The organism is Agrobacterium sp. 22117, assembly GCF_052045735.1.
GTDB lineage: Bacteria > Pseudomonadota > Alphaproteobacteria > Rhizobiales > Rhizobiaceae > Agrobacterium > Agrobacterium cavarae.
The window spans coordinates 283732-303253 of the sequence record NZ_JBQEPP010000006.1; the positions used below are offsets into that span (position 1 = coordinate 283732).

Consider the following 19522-nt stretch of genomic DNA (forward strand, 5'->3'; position numbering starts at 1 on the left):
ATCAAAGATTTAAGCATCGATGTCGCATGTGGCGGGCGCTTTTCGACTTTTGACCGTCGAGTTCAGTTGGCCTGGAACGCCTAATAAACTCTGGCTAGCCTGGTCGAGGCCTCACCCGAGAGGCGCCTATTTATCGCGCTTGAGTTGATATCGGTCGTCATCTGTGACGAACCCGTCGATCGTTGGAATCAGCGAGTAAGCATAGTCCTCGCCACCGATGAATACGAGCTTGATCTCATCGATCTGCCATCCGTCCATTTTCTTCTTTTTGACATTGGCAGCACAGTCGCCTCTGATCTGCAGGCCCTTGGTGTCGTCACCCCTGGTGGAAGCGGTATCCAGCAAAGACAGGTGGCAGAGCGCTTTTCCCTTCTTGTCGGTCAAAACCCATTTACCGATAGCGTCCTTCTCCGTTGCGGCACGGTCCATCTTTCCAGGCTCCGGAACGAAATAAATGCGGGGTGACCGCTCGATGTCCGTCACCCATGGACCGACCTCCCGTTCTCCAAAACCGATGATCTCTTTTTTGGTCGCGTCGCGCAGGACGATCCCTGGGCCGGCGAAATCCCAGGCAGCGATCTGATCGTGCCAGGGTGCGCCGCACGTCTTTCCTTCCGCCACGGCCCGCCCGCCGATCGTCTTGTCTTTCTTCAGCGTGATGTGACAGCCAAGGCTCCCATCCTCCGACACGATCAGCCAGTCACCCACCGTCGCGTCCACAATGTCCTCACTGACCTCCTGAGCCCGACCGACACCGCTCGATGCCAGCATGATAGCAAAGCTTGTCAGCACGCTCCGAACTACTCGCATCATCCACCCCCCAGATACGATCTCGTTCCTATTGGGCTCCGCTTCCGGTTTTTTATCAAGACCTATTTGTGGGGTGGCGGTCGGGCTGCCATTCGCCAGCAACGACGGCTGGCGGCGATAACCTCCTGATTTGCTTCGTCAAGATGATGAATTGCAAGTTCCCGTGTTGACCATATCCGCCGTCGCCACCACTTCAGTGTCTATGGCGAAAAAGAAATCAAACACCGTGCCGCTTCTGAAGGAGTCCTGGACGCTGCCGCCCGCGGCAACGCTCGGCTCATCCGTCCGTGCCAAGGGCATCTTGATGGAGTTGCGCGCCAAATTGCCTTTCGCCGTCCGCAGGGATCTGGATATCGCAGGCATGGTTTTGACCCTCGCGGTTCCAGAAGACGACGAGGACGAATTCAAGACGGCGCGCGCCAAGGTCTCGAAATTGCTGGAAACCATGGAAAGCCTGCCGGTGCTGCCGCGCGAGATCGAGGATATCCTGACCATCTCCACCACAGAGCGCCGACGCTGGCTTGAAGATGGTCGCCTGCCGAGCGGCGGCATCAGGACGGTAAGACTGCGTGGCAGGGCGAAACGGATCACCTTCCACGTCTTCGAGCCGAAGGTCATCGAGGAGCTTCTCAACAGTGGCACCATCGACGAATGGCGAGAACATGATCTCGCCGCGAAGGCAGAGAACAGACGGCGCGCGGCGCATCAAGCCAAGCTGACACGTTCGCTCAAAAAGGCGAAGTCGGCGCGTCCGCCTGAGCGTAGTTCGGCCGAACTCTCCGGTTGGGAAGAGTTCGACCGCGATGGCCTTCTTCGATAGCGCAAAGCTACGCTGTGGCGCGGGCGCCGAGCGGGCCTTGATGGACGACAATCCGAGCGTGGTATGGCACGCGCTGGTAAAGATCGATCACGTCCTGATTGACGAGGCGAACACAGCCCGAAGAGGTTGCCTTGCCGATCGACTGCCACTCCGGCGAACCATGGAGACGGTAGAGCGTGTCCTTGCCGTCCTTGAAGATATAGAGCGCGCGGGCACCAAGCGGGTTCTTGATCCCCGGATCCATGCCGCCATTCTCGACGGAGAAGCGTGCCAGTTTTGGTTGACGAGCAACCATTTCAGCCGGAACTTTCCAGCGCGGCCAAGGCTGGCGCCAATGAACGATCCCCTCACCTTCCCAGGCAAAGCCGTCGCGTCCGAGGCCAACGCCGTAGCGCATCGCCGTTCCGCCAGGCTCGACCACATAGAGGAAGCGGTTTGGCGTATCGACGACCACCGTGCCGGGCTTCTCGCCTGTCGGGTCTAGCACGCGCTGACGGTAGTATTTCGGATCGATCTGCTGGTAGGGAATTGCAGGGAGGCTGTGTCCGCCATCCTCCAACGCCGCGTAGCGCTGCTGCAACTCCGCCTCATCCGGCGGCACGATAGGCCGCCGAGCGGCTTGCGGCACCACTGCGGGTGTGGAGTTTGTCTGGCAGCCCGCAAGCGCTGCCGTTGCCGAAAGCGTTCCGAAGATAAAGCTGCGACGAGATACGCGCTGAAGAAGTGTCATGTGGGAAAATCCATAGAAATTGCGCCTCCTTCTTGCCCATCGAAAAACGCATGGCAAGCCGGAGAAGATCACATCCATGGCATCGAACTAATATACACTGAGGGCTGCGCCAAAAGTGTCACGGTCATCGCGAATGCGCGTTGATGACCTCAAGAAAGGCGTCGCCAAAACGCTCCAGCTTGGAAGGCCCGACGCCGGAAATATCCAGCATCTCGTCTTCGTCGGATGGCCGTTCGGTCGCAAACGCAACCAGTGTCGTGTCGGGAAAAACGACATAGGGTGGCACGCCGAGATCCTTGGATATGTCCATGCGGACAGCGCGTAGCGCCTGAAAGAGTTCGAGATCGGCGCCTTCCAATCCAGACTTTGCATTTGCTGAACTTGCCGAGGACGATCGGGATGCCTTGCCCGTCGTCGGCCGATCCTTGCGAAAACGTACCTCGCGTTCCTTTTTGAAGACGGCGCGCGAATCCGGCTCCAGCTTGAGAGCTCCATAGGCGCCATGATCGACGCTGATCAGTCCCGCGGCAAGAAGCTGGCGATAGACCGATTGCCAGGTTTTGGCCGGCAGGTCCTTGCCAGCTCCGAAAACCGGCATATCGACGTGGCCGAAGCGGGTTGTCTTGTCGTTCTCGTTGCCGAGCAGAACATCGACGAGGTGGCCGGTACCGAAGCGCTCTCCCGTTCGGTAGATCGCCGCCATCGCCTTGATCGCGGCATCCGTCCCATCCCAGGTTTCCACGGGTTTCAGGCAGGTATCGCAGTTGCCGCAATTTCCACCATGGGCTTCGCCGAAGTGCTTGAGGATCGCCTGCCTGCGGCAGCCGGCCGTTTCGCAGATGCCAAGCAGCGCATTGAGCTTGGCGCGCTCGACACGCTTGATCTCCGGGCTTGAATTCCCCTCATCGATCATGCGACCGCGCTGGATGACGTCAGCCATGCCATAGGCCATCCAGACGTCGGACGGCAGCCCATCGCGTCCCGCACGCCCGGTTTCCTGATAATAGGCCTCAACCGATCCTGGCAAATCCAGATGGGCGACGTAGCGCACATTCGGCTTGTCGATGCCCATGCCGAAGGCGACCGTCGCCACGAGGCAAAGTTCTTCCTCCTTCAGGAACGCGTCCTGATGGCGGTCGCGCATCTCCCGCTCCATGCCGGCATGATAGCCAAGTGCCCTGATGCCCTGCGTGTTCAGCCACTCCGCCGTCTCGTCCACCTTGGCGCGGGAAAGGCAATAGACGATGCCGCTCGATCCTTTGTGACGCGACAGGAAGCGGAGCAATTGCTGCTTCGGTTGATCCCGCTCGACAATTTCATAGCCGATATTGGGCCGGTCGAAGGAGGTGGTGAAAACACCAGCAGACTGAAGTTGCAGCCGTTCAATGATGTCGTCACGGGTATGAGGATCGGCAGTCGCCGTCAGCGCCATGCGCGGAACGCCGGGATACTCTTCTGCCAGACGGCCAAGTTCGCGATATTCAGGCCTGAAATCATGGCCCCACTGCGAAACACAATGTGCTTCGTCAATCGCAAACAGCGCGATTTTCGTGCGCCCCACGAGATCCTTGAAGCCTGGCGTGACGATGCGCTCAGGTGTCACATAGAGTAGATCGAGCTCACCGCTATGGACCGCGTTGCGCACATCCATGAACTCTTCGCGCGACAGCGACGAGTTGAGCGCCGCGGCGCGAACCCCGAGTTGCTTCAGCGCTTCCACCTGATCGCGCATCAGCGCGATCAACGGCGAGACCACAATTCCAAGCCCATTCCTGCAAAGCGCTGGAACCTGGAAACACAGCGATTTGCCCGCGCCGGTTGGAAACAGCACAACGGCATCGCCACCCGCCATCACATGGTCGACAACCTCTTCCTGTCGGCCTCTAAAGGAGGCGTAGCCATAGACGCGTTTCAACAGCGAAAGCGGCGTTTCGCTTCCGCTCTCGGCAAAAAGACTTTTGGTAGGACTGTGGGACTGCGGCATGGAATCGCTCGTTAGGCTAAAGGCACTCTATGCCATAGAGCGCCGACAAGCGCGAGCTTTGTACGAAATCGGATAGCGAGTTCGCGCAATTGCGGGCAGACCAAGCGATTGTCGATGCAGCCCAGCGCACCCAGACAGCTTCCATGACGGAGTTGTTGTTGAGGAACCTTAGTTCACGGGACGGCGTTTCTCGTTTTTGCTTAGGAGCGCAACTTTGACAGCCCAGCCCATCCGCTATTCCGCCGATCTGGAAACCATGAGAGACAAGGAGCCGGAAACCATCTCAGGCCTCATCGAACAGTTCGATACCATCCTCGAAACCACGGCCAAGAATTACGGGCACGCGGTTCGCTCCGTCCACGCGAAAGCGCATGGCATCATCGAAGCGGAGATGGTGGTAAAACCCGGTCTGCCGCCGGAACTGGCACAGGGCCTCTTCGCCACGCCCGGCACTCACAAGGCCTTCATGCGCCTCTCCACAAATGCAGGCGATATCCTTCCCGATGCCGTGTCGCTTCCTCGGGGAATGGCGTTGAAGGTGCTGGATGTCCAAGGGCAGCGCTTGCCCGACGCGGAAGGTTCGACGCAGGACTTCGTCATGGTCAACGGTCCAGTCTTCCAGGCACCGAATGCGGAGAAATTTCTCTCCAGCCTCAAGCTGCTTGCCAAGACGACCGACAAGATGGAAGGCACCAAGGTGGTGATGTCGAGCGTGCTTCAGACCGTCAATAAGGGTCTTGAAGCGGTGGGGGTCTCTAGTCCCGCCATCCAGTCGCTCGGTGGCGCACCCGATGTCGATCCGCTGGGTGAAACCTACTTTAGCGTGACGCCTTTCCGCTATGGCGACTATGTCGCCAAGTTCCGGCTGAAACCCGTTTCGCCCGATCTGACGAAACGCACCGGAACAGAGATCGACGTCAGTGTGCGAGAAGACGCCATTCGCGAAACGGTCCAGGCAGAAATGCAGGAAACCCATGGTGTTTGGGAGTTTCAGGTCCAGCTCTGTCGCGATCTCGAAAAACAGCCAATCGAAGACCCTACGGTCGAGTGGAAAGAAGACGATGCACCATTCGTCACCGTCGCGACCATCACGGCACATCCACAGGATAGCTGGAGTGATGAGAAGGTGCAGAAGGTGGACGAAGAGATGCGGTTCAGCATCTGGACAGGTCTTACCGATCACCAGCCGCTCGGCAATATCAACCGTGCGCGGAAGGACACCTACCGCCACTCAGCCGAGTTCCGGGCGAAATTTAACGGCTGTCCGTTCCATGAGCCTGCCGCATAAGCGCGCCCAATGATTGCTGAAGGCGCTCCGCTCCCGCGGGGCGCTTGCCCCTTTTTTGAATGGAAGACATCATGACCGACACCATCCCGAACCCTGAATCTGAAGGTCCCTCTGGCGGTTGGGGATCGGTAAAATCGATTGCGCGAATTCTGGGTGACGACAAACCCTCGCCCATGGTGCTCGAGGAATTGGCACGGCAAAACAAGCCCGGGGGCGTGATGTGCGTCTCCTGTGCCTGGCCAAAACCGGCCAACTATCATCCCTTCGAATTCTGCGAGAACGGCGCGAAGGCAACAATCTCCGACCTGACCAGCGCGCGATGCACGCCGGGTTTCTGGTCCGATCACACGGTCCAATCACTTCGCGGCTGGAAAGACTACGATCTCGAACAGACGGGTCGGCTGACGCATCCACTTCGTTATGACGAAGCCAGCGATCGCTACGTCGAAGTCTCGTGGGATCAGGCCTTCGACGATATCGGCCAAACCCTGAAGTCCCTTCCACGCGAGAGTGTCGTCTTTTATTCCTCCGGACATGCGGGCCTGGAGGCTTCCTATCTCTACGCGTTGCTTGCCAGAACCTACGGCAACAATAACTTGCCCCAAAGCTCGAACATGTGTCATGAGACGACGTCAGTTGGCCTGCAGAAGGTAATCGGCTCGCCTGTCGGCACCGTCGTCTGGGAAGACCTCGAGAAAGCCGATGCTTTCTTCTTCTTCGGCCAAAACCCCGGGTCGAACAGCCCCCGCTTTCTTCATCCTCTGCAGGAGGCGAAAAAGCGCGGCGCAAAGATTGTCACCTTCAATCCCGTGGTCGAGCAAGGGCTCGTCTCCTTCGTCAATCCCCAAAGCCCGGTCGACATGCTGACGGGACGTGAAACGCAGATCTCGGATGAATATCTTCAGGTGAAGGCCGGAGGTGACATCGCCGCCATTCTCGGCCTCTGCAAGGTGGTGATCGAAGCGGACGATGCGGCCGTCAGCACGGGGGCAGCGAGGGTCCTCGATATTGCATTTATCGAAGAGCACACGGTCGGCCTGGAACGTTTTATCGATCTCGTGCGCAGCACCGACTGGTCGGTCATCGAGAAAGAAAGCGGCCTGAGCGAAACGGCAATCCGCCGCGCGGGCGAACTCTACATCCAGGCGGAACGCGTCATCGGTGTCTATGGAATGGGCCTGACCCAGCATTCGCAAGGGGCGCTCAACGTTGCAATGGTGGTGAACCTGCTGCTGCTACGTGGAAATATTGGCCGTGAAGGTGCTGGATGCTGTCCTGTACGCGGTCACTCCAATGTCCAGGGCCAGCGCACCGTGGGCATTGCTGAAAAGGCAAAGCTGATCCCGATGGACAAGCTGAAGGCCCTCTTCGACTTCGATCCGCCGACAGAGGATGGGGTGACCATTGTCGACGCCGTCAAGGGCATGATGTCGGGCCAGATCAAAGCGACGATCTCGCTCGGCGGCAACCTTGTGCGCGCTGTTCCAGACCAGAAAGCCATGGAAGAGGCATGGGCGAGCCAGGATCTCACAGTCGTCGTTTCCACCAAGCTGAACCGAAGCCATCTCTTTCCGGGAAAGAAAGCTTACATTCTGCCCTGCCTCTCGCGACTGGAACGAGACGAGCAGGCATCCGGTCCGCAATCGGTGACGACCGAAGATAGCTTCTCGCACATCTCGGGCTCCGTCGGTAAACGCACGCCAGCATCGAAGCATCTGAAAAGCGAACTGGCGATTGTGACGAGCATCGCCAAGGCGGCTGTCGCGTCCAACCCGAAACTAAAATGGGACGAATGGACCGCCGACTACAGCCTCGTCCGAGACCTCATCGAGGCCACGTATCCAGATCAGTTCAGGGCTTACAACGAGCGTATGTTCGAACCGAGCGGCTTTTATCGTGGCAATTCGGCCCATAACCGGGTCTGGAAGACGGAGGAAAAGAAAGCGGTCTTCACCACGCCGAAGCAGCTCAATGCTCTTTCGTTCGATGATGCTGAAGGCCGCTTCCGCCTGATCACCATGCGCTCCAACGACCAGTTCAACACCACGATCTACGGCTATTCGGACCGCTTCCGCGGCATCGAAGGAACGCGCGACGTGCTGTTGATGTGTCGTGAGGACATCCGCTCAGCTGGTCTTTCGGAAGGCCAGGAGGTTAAACTCGTCAGCGACTTCAACGACGGCGTGCGCCGTGAACTCGCTGGCTTGAAGGTCAGGGAACACAATCTTCCAAAGGGAACGATCGGCGCCTATTACCCGGAAGCCAACGTTCTTATTGCCATCGACCATCACGACGAACTGTCGAAAACGCCAGCTTCGAAGGCCGTACCCGTTCGCATCGAGGCTTCAGACCTCTGAAGTGCACTGGGTCTTAATAAGCCGCGAAAGCGAAGATTTCGCGTTGGCCGGGCCGGGCTTTATGATGTCCGGCCAGCGAACTGTGGGGTTTTGCCATAGGAGAGGCAAGGCTCTGACATGAACAGGCGTTCGGCAAGAAAATCGACGAGAACGCGCACCTTCGGCGACAAATGCCGACTGGATGGCCAGAGCAGGTTGAACTGACCGGGCGCGTCGAGATGATCGAGAAGCAGGGGAACGAGATCGCCGGAACGGACCGGACCCTCCGCCAGAAAATCAGGCATGCAGCCGATCCCCAAATCGCGCATCACTGCGCCACGCAATGCTTCCATATTGTTGCAGGTCAGCACGTAGCTTAGCCTCGGTTCAGGTTCACCTTCTGGCCGGCGCAGCGGCCACGGCTGTATCTTGCCGCTATTGGGGTAGCGGAAGCCGATGCTGGCATGATCGGCAAGATCACGCGGACAGCCAGGTGTGCCGTGGCGGGCGAGATAGGCAGGCGTAGCCGCCAGCAACAGGCGGAAAGGCCGGAGTGCGCGCACCATCAACCGGCTGTCCGGCAACTGGCCGCTGCGAATAGCGACATCCACCCCTTCCTCGATCAGGTCAACGATGCGGTCATTGAAATCAAGATCGAGCGTGATGTCGGGATAGAGGGCCATGAAGTCGGGGATCACCGGCAACAGCAGATGATAGGCGATGATCGGGCAGGACATACGGATGACGCCGCGCGGCGCTTCGCGGGTGCGCATCAGGCTTTCATGCGCATCGTCGAGGTCGTCGAGAATATGCCGACATCGTTCGTGAAAGGCCCGTCCCTCCTCCGTCAGCCGAAGACTGCGGGTGGTCCTCTGGAAAAGCCGTACCTGGAGTTGAGCTTCCAGCTTACTCACAGCCTTCCCGACGGCTGAGGGCGACAGGCCCAGTACCCGACCGGCTGCGGCAAAGCTGCCAAGATCGGCAGTTCGAACAAAGGCCGAGAGGCCCGCGAGACGGTCCATCAAACACTCCTATTCAAGACTTTTATTCCTGATTGATCGGATATGATTGGAGCTTATCGCACATTCGAGCGCAAGTATATTGGTTGGCGACGGTACCCGTGATCAATGACGCCTGTTTTTCAGGAGGACAATTCATGCAACCCCATATCTCCGCGCGTCCTCACACGCATCCCTACCTCGCTTTGCTTGCCGTCTGCATGGCAGCGGCAGCCATGCCACTCACTTTCACCGGCACGGCAGTCGCGCTTCCATCGATCGCGCAAGCGCTTGATGCCTCGCCCGTGGCGACCGCGTGGGCTACCAACGCCTTCATGCTGACCTTCGGTTCAACCCTTATGGTGGCTGGCGCACTGGCCGATAGTCTCGGCCGCCGCCGCGTCTTCTTGTTGGGTGCGGCAAGTTTCGCGCTCTTCTCGCTGGCGTTGACCGTGGTGCCGGATATCTTACTCTTCGATCTGCTTCGCGGTGGCCAGGGTCTTGCGGCCGCGGCCGCCTATGCTGGCGGCGCCGCAGCACTTGCACAGGAATTCAATGGAGCAAGCCGCATGCGGGCCTTCAGCGTCCTCGGTACAAGCTTCGGCGTCGGTCTTTCCCTTGGTCCGGTGGTTTCGGGTGCGATGATTGAGAGCTTCGGCTGGCGCAGTATCTTCCTCGCTGTGGTGCTCCTCACCTCGCTTTCCTTCCTGATCGGTTACAGGGTCCTGAAAGAGAGCTGCGACCCCGCTGCGGGAAGATTGGACTGGCGGGGTGCGCTTGGCTTCACAACCATGCTCGCCCTGTTTACCTACGGCATGCTGCTGGTTCCCGAACGCGGCTGGAGCGACGGCCTGGTCGTCGGCGCCTTGATTGGCTCTGCGGTCTGCCTCGTCCTGTTCATCCAGATCGAAAGAACGGTAGCGCGGCCTATGCTTGATCTCTCGCTCTTCCGCTATCGCCGTTTCGTCGGTGTCCAACTGCTCGCGGCGGCGCCTGCCTATGGTTTTGTGGTTCTTTTGGTTCTGCTGCCGCTGCGCTTCGTCGGCATCGAGGGAATGGGAGCCATTGCGGGCGGTGGATTGATGATCGCTCTCTCCGCGCCGCTTCTGATACTGCCGATCGTCGCGGGTTGGCTAACACGCTGGCTGCGTCCCGCCACTTTATGCGGCACCGGACTGATCTTGACAGCCTGCGGCCTGGGCTGGCTTTCCACCTTGCCATCCGGCACCCCGGCGGCTCTGCTCCTATTGCCGATGTTGATGATCGGCACAGGGATCAGCCTGCCATGGGGTTTGATGGACGGTCTTGCCGTTGACGTGGTTCCCAGCGAGCGTGCGGGTATGGCGATGGGCATCTTCTCCACCGTCCGGGTCGCTGGTGAAGGAGTAGCCCTTGCGGTCATCGGCGCCATTCTCTCACTGTTGATTGCCGGACGCCTCAGTGCTGCAGATCTCCAAGGTTCGGCACAAACGGCAGGCCAAAACCTTGCCATCGGCAATCTCGAAGGCGCGCTTGCCGCACTGCCCGGCTCCACGGTCAGCCAACTCCAGTCGTTTTATAGCCAGGCTTTCTCGTCGGTGCTGATCCTGTTGTCGGCCATCACCACCATCACCGCCATCGTCGTTTTTCTGTCCCTGAACCAGGCGAAAGACGAGGCAGTCGCGGCAAAGGCGTTATAGTACCTCTACCGGACAACGCCCCACGGCCAATGACGGCGCGCAACTTCGCACTTGCGCGCCTTCTTCTATCTTGGGAGAACACCATCGACACCCCGTTAGAGGGCACCACAGGTCGAGTACATCATGGCAATATCCCATCATCAGTTCCCTGCGCCGGAAAATCCCTGGGACAACGGCCCCGCCATTCGTAAGGAACGCATGACCATTCTCGGCAGCCTGGACACGAAAAGCTTTCTGCCCTGGATCGACCGCCATGCCGCCAAGCTCGGCCTGGAGCAGCGCATCTCCCATGCCGACCAGGCACGCATCGAACTGCTCCTCGCAGGGCCTATAGAGCTGATCGACGCTATGGAAATGGGCTGCTCCTTGGGACCCATTACCGTCTGGGTGGAGGATATTCAGCGCGCTGAAGCTGTAGACGATACCGTCTAAACAGCCGGTGATGGAAAAGCAGAGATAGGCATCAAAAAGAGTGTTTGCGTAAATATCAGCCACAGTTGCAAGTGCGAAAATTTTATGCAAACGTGCCCAGCATGTCGCGCGGCTTTGCCCGCTGACGCCTTCTCTGTGCAGGGGCCAAGCCTCTTAAATCACTCGGAACTTTGAAATGCCTCAGAATATTGCCCCCGCCTGGATACCGGTCGCGTTGTCGACGGATTTGCCGGTGGCATCGGTCATTCCCGCTCGTCTTACATCTGCATCCCTCGCGATTTGGCGCGCTCAAAGCGGCGCTGTCTCAGCGGTCGCCGACCGCTGTCCACATCGCGGCATGCGGCTCTCGCACGGTTTCGTTCGTGGCGAAGCCTTGTCTTGTATCTATCACGGCTGGCGTTACGGAAAATCCGGCAACTGTCTTGCCATTCCGGCCCATCCCAGCCTGACGCCGCCTGAGGCAATCCGCGTCGCGACCTATCGGGCTGGCGAGCGGGACGGCGTGATTTGGGTATCGGAAGAAGAGGTCGCGGCCGACATGCCGTCGAATGAGGGCTTCGTCGGGCTGCGCAGTATCACGCTGTCAGCGACAGCCGAAACGCTTGCTGCCTGTATCGGCGCCGACCTTATAGAGGATGCCATCGATTGGGCGATCAACGGAATGAGGGCACGCCTGCTGACTGCGCCTTCGGGAGAAGATGGCGCGCTGCTGGTTCATCTATTGGTCGACAGCAACGCGACCAAAGCACAGAAAATTGCCGCATCGACCGCATTGGAAACACTGCGCCGTCAGGCCGAGGCGGCTGCCAACCGGGGAGAAGCCGCATGAGCCGCGACGCGATGATCGACCAATGGTATCCTGTCGGCTTGATCAGCCGGCTCTTGTCCGACGGGCAAGAGACGCTGCTGATGGGCGAAACGATCCGTGTCTCCCGCAACGGCGAAGGTAAGGCCGAGGTCGTAACGGCCGATGGCCGTGCTCTTCCCGTAACAGAACGATATGGTCACGTCTGGTCTTCTCTAGGCGTGCCTGAAAAACCGCTCTTCGATATTCCGGAAGCCGAACAGCCCGGCCGTCGTCTGGTCGATGTCGGTGTCGTCCGCGTTCGCTGCTCGCCGCTGCGCGCCGTCGAGAACTTTCTCGACATCGCCCATTTTCCCTTTGTCCACACCGACATTCTTGGCTCCGAACCCCATACGGAAGTGGAAAACTACAAGGTCGAAATCCGCGAGGACGCCGACGAGGTTTGGGCAACGCAGGTGAAATTCTATCAGCCGCAGGCAGCCAAGTCGGCCAGTGGTGGCATCACAACGGAATATATGTACCGCGTGCCCGCACCCACCTGCTCCGTTCTTTACAAGACCTGCCCACCGAAGCCCGGCGAATGGGACGTGATCACGCTTTTCGTCCAGCCGCTGACGGAAGAGCTTTGCGATGTTTGGCCGTGGATGGCGCTTTACGACGATGAGACACCAATGACCGATCTCATCCATTTCCAGCAGATGATCTTCCTGCAGGACCGCTCGATCCTCGAAAACCAGATCCCGCGCCGCCTGCCGCTCGATCCCGGCATGGAAATTCCCACCCGCGCGGACCTCACCTCCGTCGCTTACCGCCGCTGGCTGAAGCGCCACGACTTCACCTATGGCGCACAGCTGGTAGCCCAATGATCCTTTACGACTACATCCTCTCGCCAAGCTGTTACAAAGCGCGCCTGATGGCAGCACTCACCGGCCTCAAACTGACGCTGCGCGCCGTCGATTTTCATCCGGGCGCGGAACATCGCGGCCCGGAATTGCTGGCTCTGAACCCGGCAGGCTCTATCCCGATCCTGGTGGATGGCGATCTGGTTCTGACCGAATCCTCTGCGATCCTCGTCTATATCGCGGGCAACGCTGCCCCCGCATGGCTTGGTACCGGCGAGCCTTCCACAGCCGCCCGTATCCAACAATGGCTCGCCTTCTCAGCCCGGCTGACGGCCAGCCTTGGTGGGGCGCGCTTGCATGAGATGCTCCATCGTCCGGGCGATATCGCCACCTTGCGCGCCTCGGGCGTGATTGCGCTTCGGGAACTGGAAGCCGCCCTCTTCGAGCAAAGGCTGAAAGGAAAGGCTTTCCTCGTCGGCAACACAGCCACCATCGCCGACATCGCCTGCTTCCCCTATGTGGCGCTCGCACCCGATGGCGGGGTATCGCTCGATTTTTACCCCTCCATCCGCCTGTGGATGCGTGCCATCAGATCGCTGGAAGGCTTTATCGAGATGCCAGGCATCCACCGTCTGCATGAGCTGAAGCCGGACCCGCATGAGACGCCAGCGCTGACCGAAACGGCAGAGGCGTAAAGCGTATGGCCGGACATCTCCTAAAAAACTGTGCTGCTGTGATCGTCAATGACGGGACGGCCATGTCCGTACGCCGCAATGTCGATCTCCTGACGGACGGTCCCGCAATCAAGGCCATCGGCGAGGATCTTGCGAGGGGACCGATCCCAGAGGGCACCGAAATCACCGATGCCAGCGGCTGGTTCGTTTATCCGGGGCTCGTCAACACACATCACCATTTCTTCCAGTGCTTCGTGCGCAACCGCGCCGACCTTGACTGGGCGAAACTGTCGGTCATCGAGTGGCTCGATCGCATCTATCCGATCTTCTCGCGGCTGACAGAGGACTGCTTTTATCACTCCTCCGTCACGGCCATGGCCGAGATGATCAAGCACGGTTGCACCACGGCATTCGATCATCAGTATAATTTTCCTCGTCATGCCGGTAAAAGGCTGATCGACCGGCAATTCGAGGCCGCCGATTTGTTTGGCATGCGCTTCCACGCCGGTCGCGGTGGCAACTCGCTGCCCAAGTCGGAAGGATCGACCATACCCGACGAGATGCGCGAGACGACGGACGAATTCATCGCCGACTGCGCCCGTCTGATCGAGACCTATCACGACACCTCGCCCTTCAGCATGCGCCAGGTGGTGGTCGCACCCTGCCAGCCCGTCAACAGCTATCGCGAGACCTTCGTGGAATCGGTTCGTCTTGCGCGTGACAAGGGTGTCCGGCTCCACACCCATGTCGGTGAGGGTGAGAGCGACGTGCTCCTTGCCCGCCACGGGCTGCGCACTGTCGATTATCTGCACGAGATGGGTTTTGCCGGACCGGACACGTTCTACGCCCATTGCTGGGAACTGACCCACGACGAGTTGCGCACCATGGCGTCGTCGGGAACGGGCGTGGCCCACTGCCCCGAGCCGGTCTATCTCGTCGGCGCGGAAGTGACCGACATCCCGGCCATGAGCGCCTTCGGCGTGCCGGTGGGTCTCGGTTGCGATGGCGCTGCCTCCAACGATAATTCCAACCTCATGCACTGCATCCATTCCGCCTATATGCTGCAATGCCTGGCGGCCTCGACACGCGCTCATCCTGTGCCAGCACCAGCAGACTTCCTCGGCTATGCGACCACAGGCGGGGCGCAGCTTCTCGGCCGCACCGACATCGGTCGGCTTGCACCGGGCATGGCCGCCGATCTTTTTGCCATCGATACCCGCCGCATGGATTATGTCGGCACCCGACATGATCCCTTGAGCCTGATCGCCAAGGTCGGCATCGGCGCGCCGACGGATATGACCATGATCAATGGCCGTGTGGTGTGGGCAAAGGGCGAATTTACCGGTCTGGATGAAGGAAAACTTTTCGCCGACGCAGAAGCGGCGCTCGCCACCATCGATTTCTGAAACAACACAACCGACAAGGGGAACCATCATGATCAACGCACTCAATCGCCGCACGCTGCTGAAGGGCGTCGCACTCACCGGTCTTGCCAGCGCCGTTGGCGCGCGTGCCACACTTGCAGCGGATAAGCCGCTCGGCATCGCACTCGTCGTGCCCTCGCCCATTGGCGACGTGGGCTGGGGCCATGCGCTCGCCGCCGGTCTGGAGCCGGTCAAAGCGGCCTATGGCGACAAGGTGAAAGTCACCATTCTGGAAAACATTCCGGAAGGTCCCGATGCCGACCGTATCATGACCAAGACCGTTGCCGACGGAAACAAGTTCCTGATTGCCGGCTCCTTCGGCTATCAGAACGGCGCGCTGCAGATCGCTCGTCGCAACAAGGACGTCAGCGTGTTGCACGCGTCCGGCTTTCAGGTCGCGCCGAACTTCTCGCCCTTTGCAGCCAAATACTTCCAAGGCACCTATCTGATGGGCATGGCGGCTGCCGCGCTGACGAAATCCGGCAAGCTCGGCTCGGTCTCGGCCTTTGCCATCCCCGAACTCATCACCTCCATCAATGCGTTTACGCTGGGTGCCCAGGCCGTCAAACCAGATATCGAAGTTTCCGTTGTCTGGGTGAATTCCTGGTTCGATCCAGCAAAGGAACAGGAAGCCGCCAAGGCGCTGATGTCGCAAGGTTGCGATGTGATCTTCTCCAACGCGCAGGACACACCATCCGTCATCTCGGCCTGCGAGGAAGCCGGCGTCTATGCCTTCAACCTCAATTCCTCGATGAAGAGCTACGCGCAGAAGACCTATCTCGGCTGCGTTGCGACCGACTGGTCCCCCTACTTTCTGGCGCAGGTTAAGGCGCACATGGACGGCACTTTCAAGGGCGCCAATGCCTTCCTCGGCATGTCGGACAAAGTGGTCAAGGTCGTGGACTGGAACCCCAGCGTTCCGGCCGACACCATGACGAAAATCAACGAGACCGAAGCGAAGATCGCCGATGGCAGCTTCTCGCCCTTTACCGGCCCCATCACCAAGGCGGATGGCTCGGAAGGCGTCGCAGCCGGCAAGACGCTGACGGACAAGGAGATCATGGCCATGGATTGGCACGTCAAGGGCGTCACCACGCCTCTGCCGAAGTGATCCCTCATGGCTGAGACGACCCTGCCCGCATCGGCAGACAGTGAACGGGCAAAGGCACCCCTGCTTTCGCTGCGCGGCCTGTCGAAAAGCTACGGTCAAATCCGCGCCAATCAGGCGATCGATCTGGACGTGGCGGACCATTCGATCCACGCCATTCTCGGCGAAAACGGCGCGGGCAAATCCACGCTGATGAAGCTGATTTATGGCGTGGAAACGCCGGATGAGGGCACTGTGACATGGCGAGGCGAGCCGATCCGGCTTGCTTCGCCCGCCGAGGCCCGCCGCCAGGGCATCGGCATGGTCTTTCAGCATTTCTCCCTTTTCGAGACGCTGACGGTCGTCGAGAACATCTCGCTCGTCGTGCCAGGAAAGAAGAGTGATCTTATCGAGCAGGTGCGCTCATTGGGACGCGACTTCGGCCTTGAGGTCGATCCGCTGGCCCATGTGCATGCGCTCTCGGTCGGCGAGCGACAGCGGGTCGAGATCATCCGCTGCCTGATGACCGACCCCAAGCTCATCATCCTCGACGAACCGACCTCGGTGCTGCCGCCGCAATCGGTCGAGAAGCTTTTCGAGACGTTGAAGCGCCTACGAGATCGCGGCGTCTCCATCCTCTTCATTTCCCACAAGCTCGAAGAAATCCGGGCGATCTGCGACCGCGCCACCATCCTGCGCGGCGGAAAAGTGACCGGCCACGTGGATCCGCGTGAGCACGATGCCCATGATCTTGCCCGTATGATGATCGGGCGCGACATGCCGGAGATCAAGGCTCCGACGGTCGTGGCGACCGGCGAAAATCGCCTCGAACTGATTGGCCTCGACTACGAGCCGGACGATCCCTTTGCTGTGCCGCTGAAGCGCGTCACGCTGGAGGTAAAGGCGGGAGAAATTCTCGGGCTTGCAGGCATTTCCGGCAATGGGCAGGCGGAACTCTCGTCTATCATTTCGGGCGAAACGCGTCTTGGCCGTGAAGCGAAGGACCGCATCTTCATGATGGGCGAGGATGTCGGTCGCCTCGATGCCGCTGCCCGTCGCAGGCTCGGCTTTGCCTTCGTGCCGGAAGACCGCCTCGGCCGTGGTGCGGTGCCAGAGCTTTCGCTCACCTTGAACGGTCTCCTGACCGCCCATCCGCTCGGCCTGCTGCAGCACGGTCTGATCGACCACAGCGGTGCCAAGACGTTCGCCGAGACCTGCATTCGCGATTTCGATGTGCGGACACCTGGACCCGACGCAGAGGCCGGCGCGCTTTCAGGCGGTAACCTGCAGAAATTTATCGTTGGCCGAGAGATCATGCTGGGGCCGAAATTGCTCTTCGTCGCCCAGCCGACGTGGGGCGTGGATATCGGTGCCGCAATGGCGATCCGGCAAAGACTGATCGCGTTGCGCAATGCCGGCATGGCGATTCTCGTTATTTCCGAGGAAATCGAAGAGCTCTTCGAAATCTGCGACCGCATTCAGGTGCTGAATGCCGGTACGCTCAGCCCATCGCTCGTGACGTCCGAAACGCGTGTCGAAGATGTCGGCCGCTTCATGATTGGTGCCGACGCTGCCACTCCCACCGAAAACCCCGCTGCTGGAAAGCTGTCCGCATGAGCGCCTTCCCCTACTTCGTTCGGCGCGAACGTGCCTCGCTGAAGGCGACCATACTGGCACCGCTTGCGGCGCTCGCGATTGCCACGCTCATCAATCTCGCGCTTTACGCCGTCATGGGTAAAAGCCCTGGTGCCGTGTTCTACGCCATGCTGCTGGAGCCGTTCCTCTCCTGGTCAGCCTTCTCCGAAGTGCTTTTGAAAATGGGACCGCTGCTCGTGATCGCGCAGGGGCTTGCCATCGGCTTTCGCGCCAAGGTGTTCAATATTGGCGCCGAAGGACAGTTCATTCTCGGCGCGATCTTCGCTTCCGCAATCCCCATCTATTATCCGGAAGCAACCGGCGGCTGGATCTGGCCTGCCATGCTTGTCTGCGGCGCCATCGGTGGCGCGCTCTGGGCCTCGATCACTGCTTTCTGGCGTGTGCGGCTGAACGCCAACGAAATTCTCGTGTCCTTGATGCTGAGCCTGGTGGCCGCACAGGTCCTCAACTATCTGCTGCTTGGCCCCTGGAAGGATCCAAACGGCTTCAATTTCCCGCAATCGGTGATGTTTCAATATGACGCCATGGTCCCGACCCTGATCGAAGGCACGCGCGTCAACTGGTCCTTTCCGCTCACCATCCTCTTTTCTCTGGCCGCTTATGTCTTCATGCAGAAGAGCTTTCTGGGCTACAAGCTGCAGGTCGGCGGCCTTGCCCCGCGCGCGGCCGACTATGCCGGCTTCAGTCAGGGCCGCGCCATCTGGCTCTCACTGCTGATTGGCGGCTTTGCAGCGGGTCTTGCGGGAGCGGCAGAAGTGGCGGGCCCGATCGGCCAGTTGCAACGCTCGATTTCCACCGGCTACGGCTATGCGGCCATCATCGTCGCCTATCTCGGCGGACTGCATCCGATCGGCATCATCCTGTCGTCGCTCGTCATGGCGGTAATCTATATTGGCGGCGACAATGCCATGGTCTCCGCCGAACTGCCGATTGCCGCGGTGCGCGTCTTCCAGGGGTGCCTGCTCGTCACCTATCTCATCGCGGTCGCCTTCGTCCGCTACCGCCTCGAATGGCCGAAAACTGCAGATCGGAAAGTGGCATGAACGCGGTCGATTTTATCCTCTCCGGCATGCTGGCGGCGGCAACGCCCTTTCTGCTGGCGGCGCTGGGCGAACTCGTTGTCGAACGCGCAGGCGTCCTCAATTTGGGCGTCGAGGGTTTGATGGCACTTGGCGCCGTCATCGCCTTTATCGTCGTCTATCACGGTGGTGGTCACATGCTGGCTTTCATGGCGGCGGGCTTTGCCAGCGTGTTGCTGTCCCTCATCTTCGCACTGGTTGCGCTTGGCTTCCGCGCCAACCAGGTCGCAACCGGGCTCGCCGTCGGTATCCTAGGCCAAGGTCTTTCGGCGCTCTTTGGCAAGACCTATGAAAGCCTGACGGTCAGGGGACTGCCGAAACTTGCCATTCCCGGCCTGTCCGATCTTCCCGTCATAGGCGGTCTTTTTGTGCAGGATATCGTCGTCTGGCTGTCGCTTCTTCTGACACTTGCCATCTGGGCGGGATTTGCCTTTAGCAAAACCGGCCTTGTGATCCGCGCGGTTGGGGAAAATCCGAAAGCGGCACATGCGATCGGCTATTCTGTCATTGGCGTGCGTGTCGCGGCGATCGCCTTCGGCGGTCTTCTGGCAGGCTTCGCCGGCGCCTATGCCTCTGTGGTCTACACGCCGCTTTGGGCGGATGGCATGATTGCCGGACGCGGCTGGATCGCGATCGCGCTCGTCGTCTTCGGCACATGGCTGACGGGACGCATCTTTCTCGGAGCATGCCTGTTCGGCGCAGTGTCGCTGATGAGCCTTGCGGCACAGGCAACCGGCGTTGAACTGCCGTCGCAGTTCCTCTCCAGCCTGCCCTATCTCGTCACCATCATCGTGCTCGGCATCATTTCCGCCAACAAGCGGTTGTTGAAGCTGAACGGTGTTGCCTCGCTTGGGGAGCCTTTCGAGCGATAGTCTGAG

At 59.7% G+C, this 19522-nt stretch carries 17 protein-coding genes; 13 read left to right on the forward strand and 4 right to left on the reverse strand.

The genetic code is table 11. The annotated features are described in order from the left end of the window. Window positions 1–126: 126 nt before the first annotated feature. Window positions 127–813, reverse strand: a complete 687-nt coding sequence (locus tag ACTJKV_RS18445; protein WP_440599245.1) for an AprI/Inh family metalloprotease inhibitor — start codon at window positions 811–813, stop codon at window positions 127–129. A gap of 199 nt (window positions 814–1012) precedes the next feature. Here ACTJKV_RS18445 and ACTJKV_RS18450 point away from each other — a divergent pair, with 199 nt between their 5' ends. After that, window positions 1013–1630, forward strand: a complete 618-nt coding sequence (locus tag ACTJKV_RS18450) for a hypothetical protein (protein ID WP_440599341.1) — start codon at window positions 1013–1015, stop codon at window positions 1628–1630. Between the two features lie 7 nt (window positions 1631–1637). Here ACTJKV_RS18450 and ACTJKV_RS18455 read toward each other — a convergent pair whose 3' ends face one another. Further along, entirely contained in the window at window positions 1638–2360 is a 723-nt protein-coding gene (locus tag ACTJKV_RS18455; RefSeq protein WP_062426970.1) for a L,D-transpeptidase, read from the reverse strand. Window positions 2361–2484: 124 nt separating this feature from the next. Next, a complete protein-coding gene (recQ, locus tag ACTJKV_RS18460) occupies window positions 2485–4344 on the reverse strand; it encodes a DNA helicase RecQ (protein ID WP_113179012.1) in 1860 nt (619 codons plus the stop codon). A gap of 256 nt (window positions 4345–4600) precedes the next feature. Between recQ and ACTJKV_RS18465 the strand changes: the two genes are divergently transcribed. Both ACTJKV_RS18465 and ACTJKV_RS18470 read left to right on the forward strand, forming a co-directional pair. Continuing rightward, complete coding sequence (locus ACTJKV_RS18465) at window positions 4601–5632, forward strand: catalase family protein (RefSeq protein ID WP_113179120.1); 1032 nt, start codon at window positions 4601–4603, stop codon at window positions 5630–5632. Window positions 5633–5703: 71 nt separating this feature from the next. Beyond that, on the forward strand, window positions 5704–7989 hold the full coding sequence (locus ACTJKV_RS18470; protein WP_440599246.1) for an FdhF/YdeP family oxidoreductase: 2286 nt from the start codon (window positions 5704–5706) through the stop codon (window positions 7987–7989). A 59-nt stretch (window positions 7990–8048) separates the two neighbouring features. On the opposite strand, the gene ACTJKV_RS18475 is transcribed toward ACTJKV_RS18470, so the two are convergent. Further along, entirely contained in the window at window positions 8049–8990 is a 942-nt protein-coding gene (locus tag ACTJKV_RS18475; RefSeq protein WP_440599247.1) for a LysR family transcriptional regulator, read from the reverse strand. 134 nt (window positions 8991–9124) lie between these two features. Between ACTJKV_RS18475 and ACTJKV_RS18480 the strand changes: the two genes are divergently transcribed. The 10 genes from ACTJKV_RS18480 to ACTJKV_RS18525 all read left to right on the forward strand — a co-directional run bounded on the left by ACTJKV_RS18480 (window position 9125) and on the right by ACTJKV_RS18525 (window position 19516). Further along, on the forward strand, window positions 9125–10645 hold the full coding sequence (locus ACTJKV_RS18480; protein ID WP_440599248.1) for an MFS transporter: 1521 nt from the start codon (window positions 9125–9127) through the stop codon (window positions 10643–10645). Window positions 10646–10768: 123 nt separating this feature from the next. Next, window positions 10769–11077, forward strand: coding sequence for an acylphosphatase (locus ACTJKV_RS18485; protein ID WP_440599249.1), 309 nt, complete (start codon window positions 10769–10771; stop codon window positions 11075–11077). 175 nt (window positions 11078–11252) lie between these two features. Continuing rightward, the gene (locus tag ACTJKV_RS18490) at window positions 11253–11906 is read left to right on the forward strand and encodes a Rieske 2Fe-2S domain-containing protein (protein ID WP_440599250.1); all 654 of its coding nucleotides are present in this window, start codon (window positions 11253–11255) and stop codon (window positions 11904–11906) included. Continuing rightward, on the forward strand, window positions 11903–12748 hold the full coding sequence (locus tag ACTJKV_RS18495) for an aromatic ring-hydroxylating dioxygenase subunit alpha (protein WP_113273483.1): 846 nt from the start codon (window positions 11903–11905) through the stop codon (window positions 12746–12748). Before ACTJKV_RS18490 ends, ACTJKV_RS18495 begins: the two co-directional genes overlap by 4 nt. Next, window positions 12745–13419, forward strand: a complete 675-nt coding sequence (locus tag ACTJKV_RS18500; RefSeq protein WP_440599251.1) for a glutathione S-transferase family protein — start codon at window positions 12745–12747, stop codon at window positions 13417–13419. The genes ACTJKV_RS18495 and ACTJKV_RS18500 overlap by 4 nt, the downstream gene beginning before the upstream one ends. A gap of 5 nt (window positions 13420–13424) precedes the next feature. Continuing rightward, window positions 13425–14804, forward strand: a complete 1380-nt coding sequence (locus tag ACTJKV_RS18505) for an amidohydrolase (RefSeq protein WP_440599252.1) — start codon at window positions 13425–13427, stop codon at window positions 14802–14804. 31 nt (window positions 14805–14835) lie between these two features. Further along, window positions 14836–15933 (forward strand): BMP family ABC transporter substrate-binding protein, encoded by a 1098-nt coding sequence (locus tag ACTJKV_RS18510; protein WP_416334227.1) that lies wholly within the window; start codon window positions 14836–14838, stop codon window positions 15931–15933. Between the two features lie 6 nt (window positions 15934–15939). Then, window positions 15940–17526, forward strand: a complete 1587-nt coding sequence (locus tag ACTJKV_RS18515; protein ID WP_440599253.1) for an ABC transporter ATP-binding protein — start codon at window positions 15940–15942, stop codon at window positions 17524–17526. Then, window positions 17523–18608, forward strand: a complete 1086-nt coding sequence (locus ACTJKV_RS18520) for an ABC transporter permease (protein ID WP_440599254.1) — start codon at window positions 17523–17525, stop codon at window positions 18606–18608. The genes ACTJKV_RS18515 and ACTJKV_RS18520 overlap by 4 nt, the downstream gene beginning before the upstream one ends. Further along, the gene (locus ACTJKV_RS18525; RefSeq protein ID WP_440599255.1) at window positions 18605–19516 is read left to right on the forward strand and encodes an ABC transporter permease; all 912 of its coding nucleotides are present in this window, start codon (window positions 18605–18607) and stop codon (window positions 19514–19516) included. Before ACTJKV_RS18520 ends, ACTJKV_RS18525 begins: the two co-directional genes overlap by 4 nt. Window positions 19517–19522: the final 6 nt, after the last annotated feature.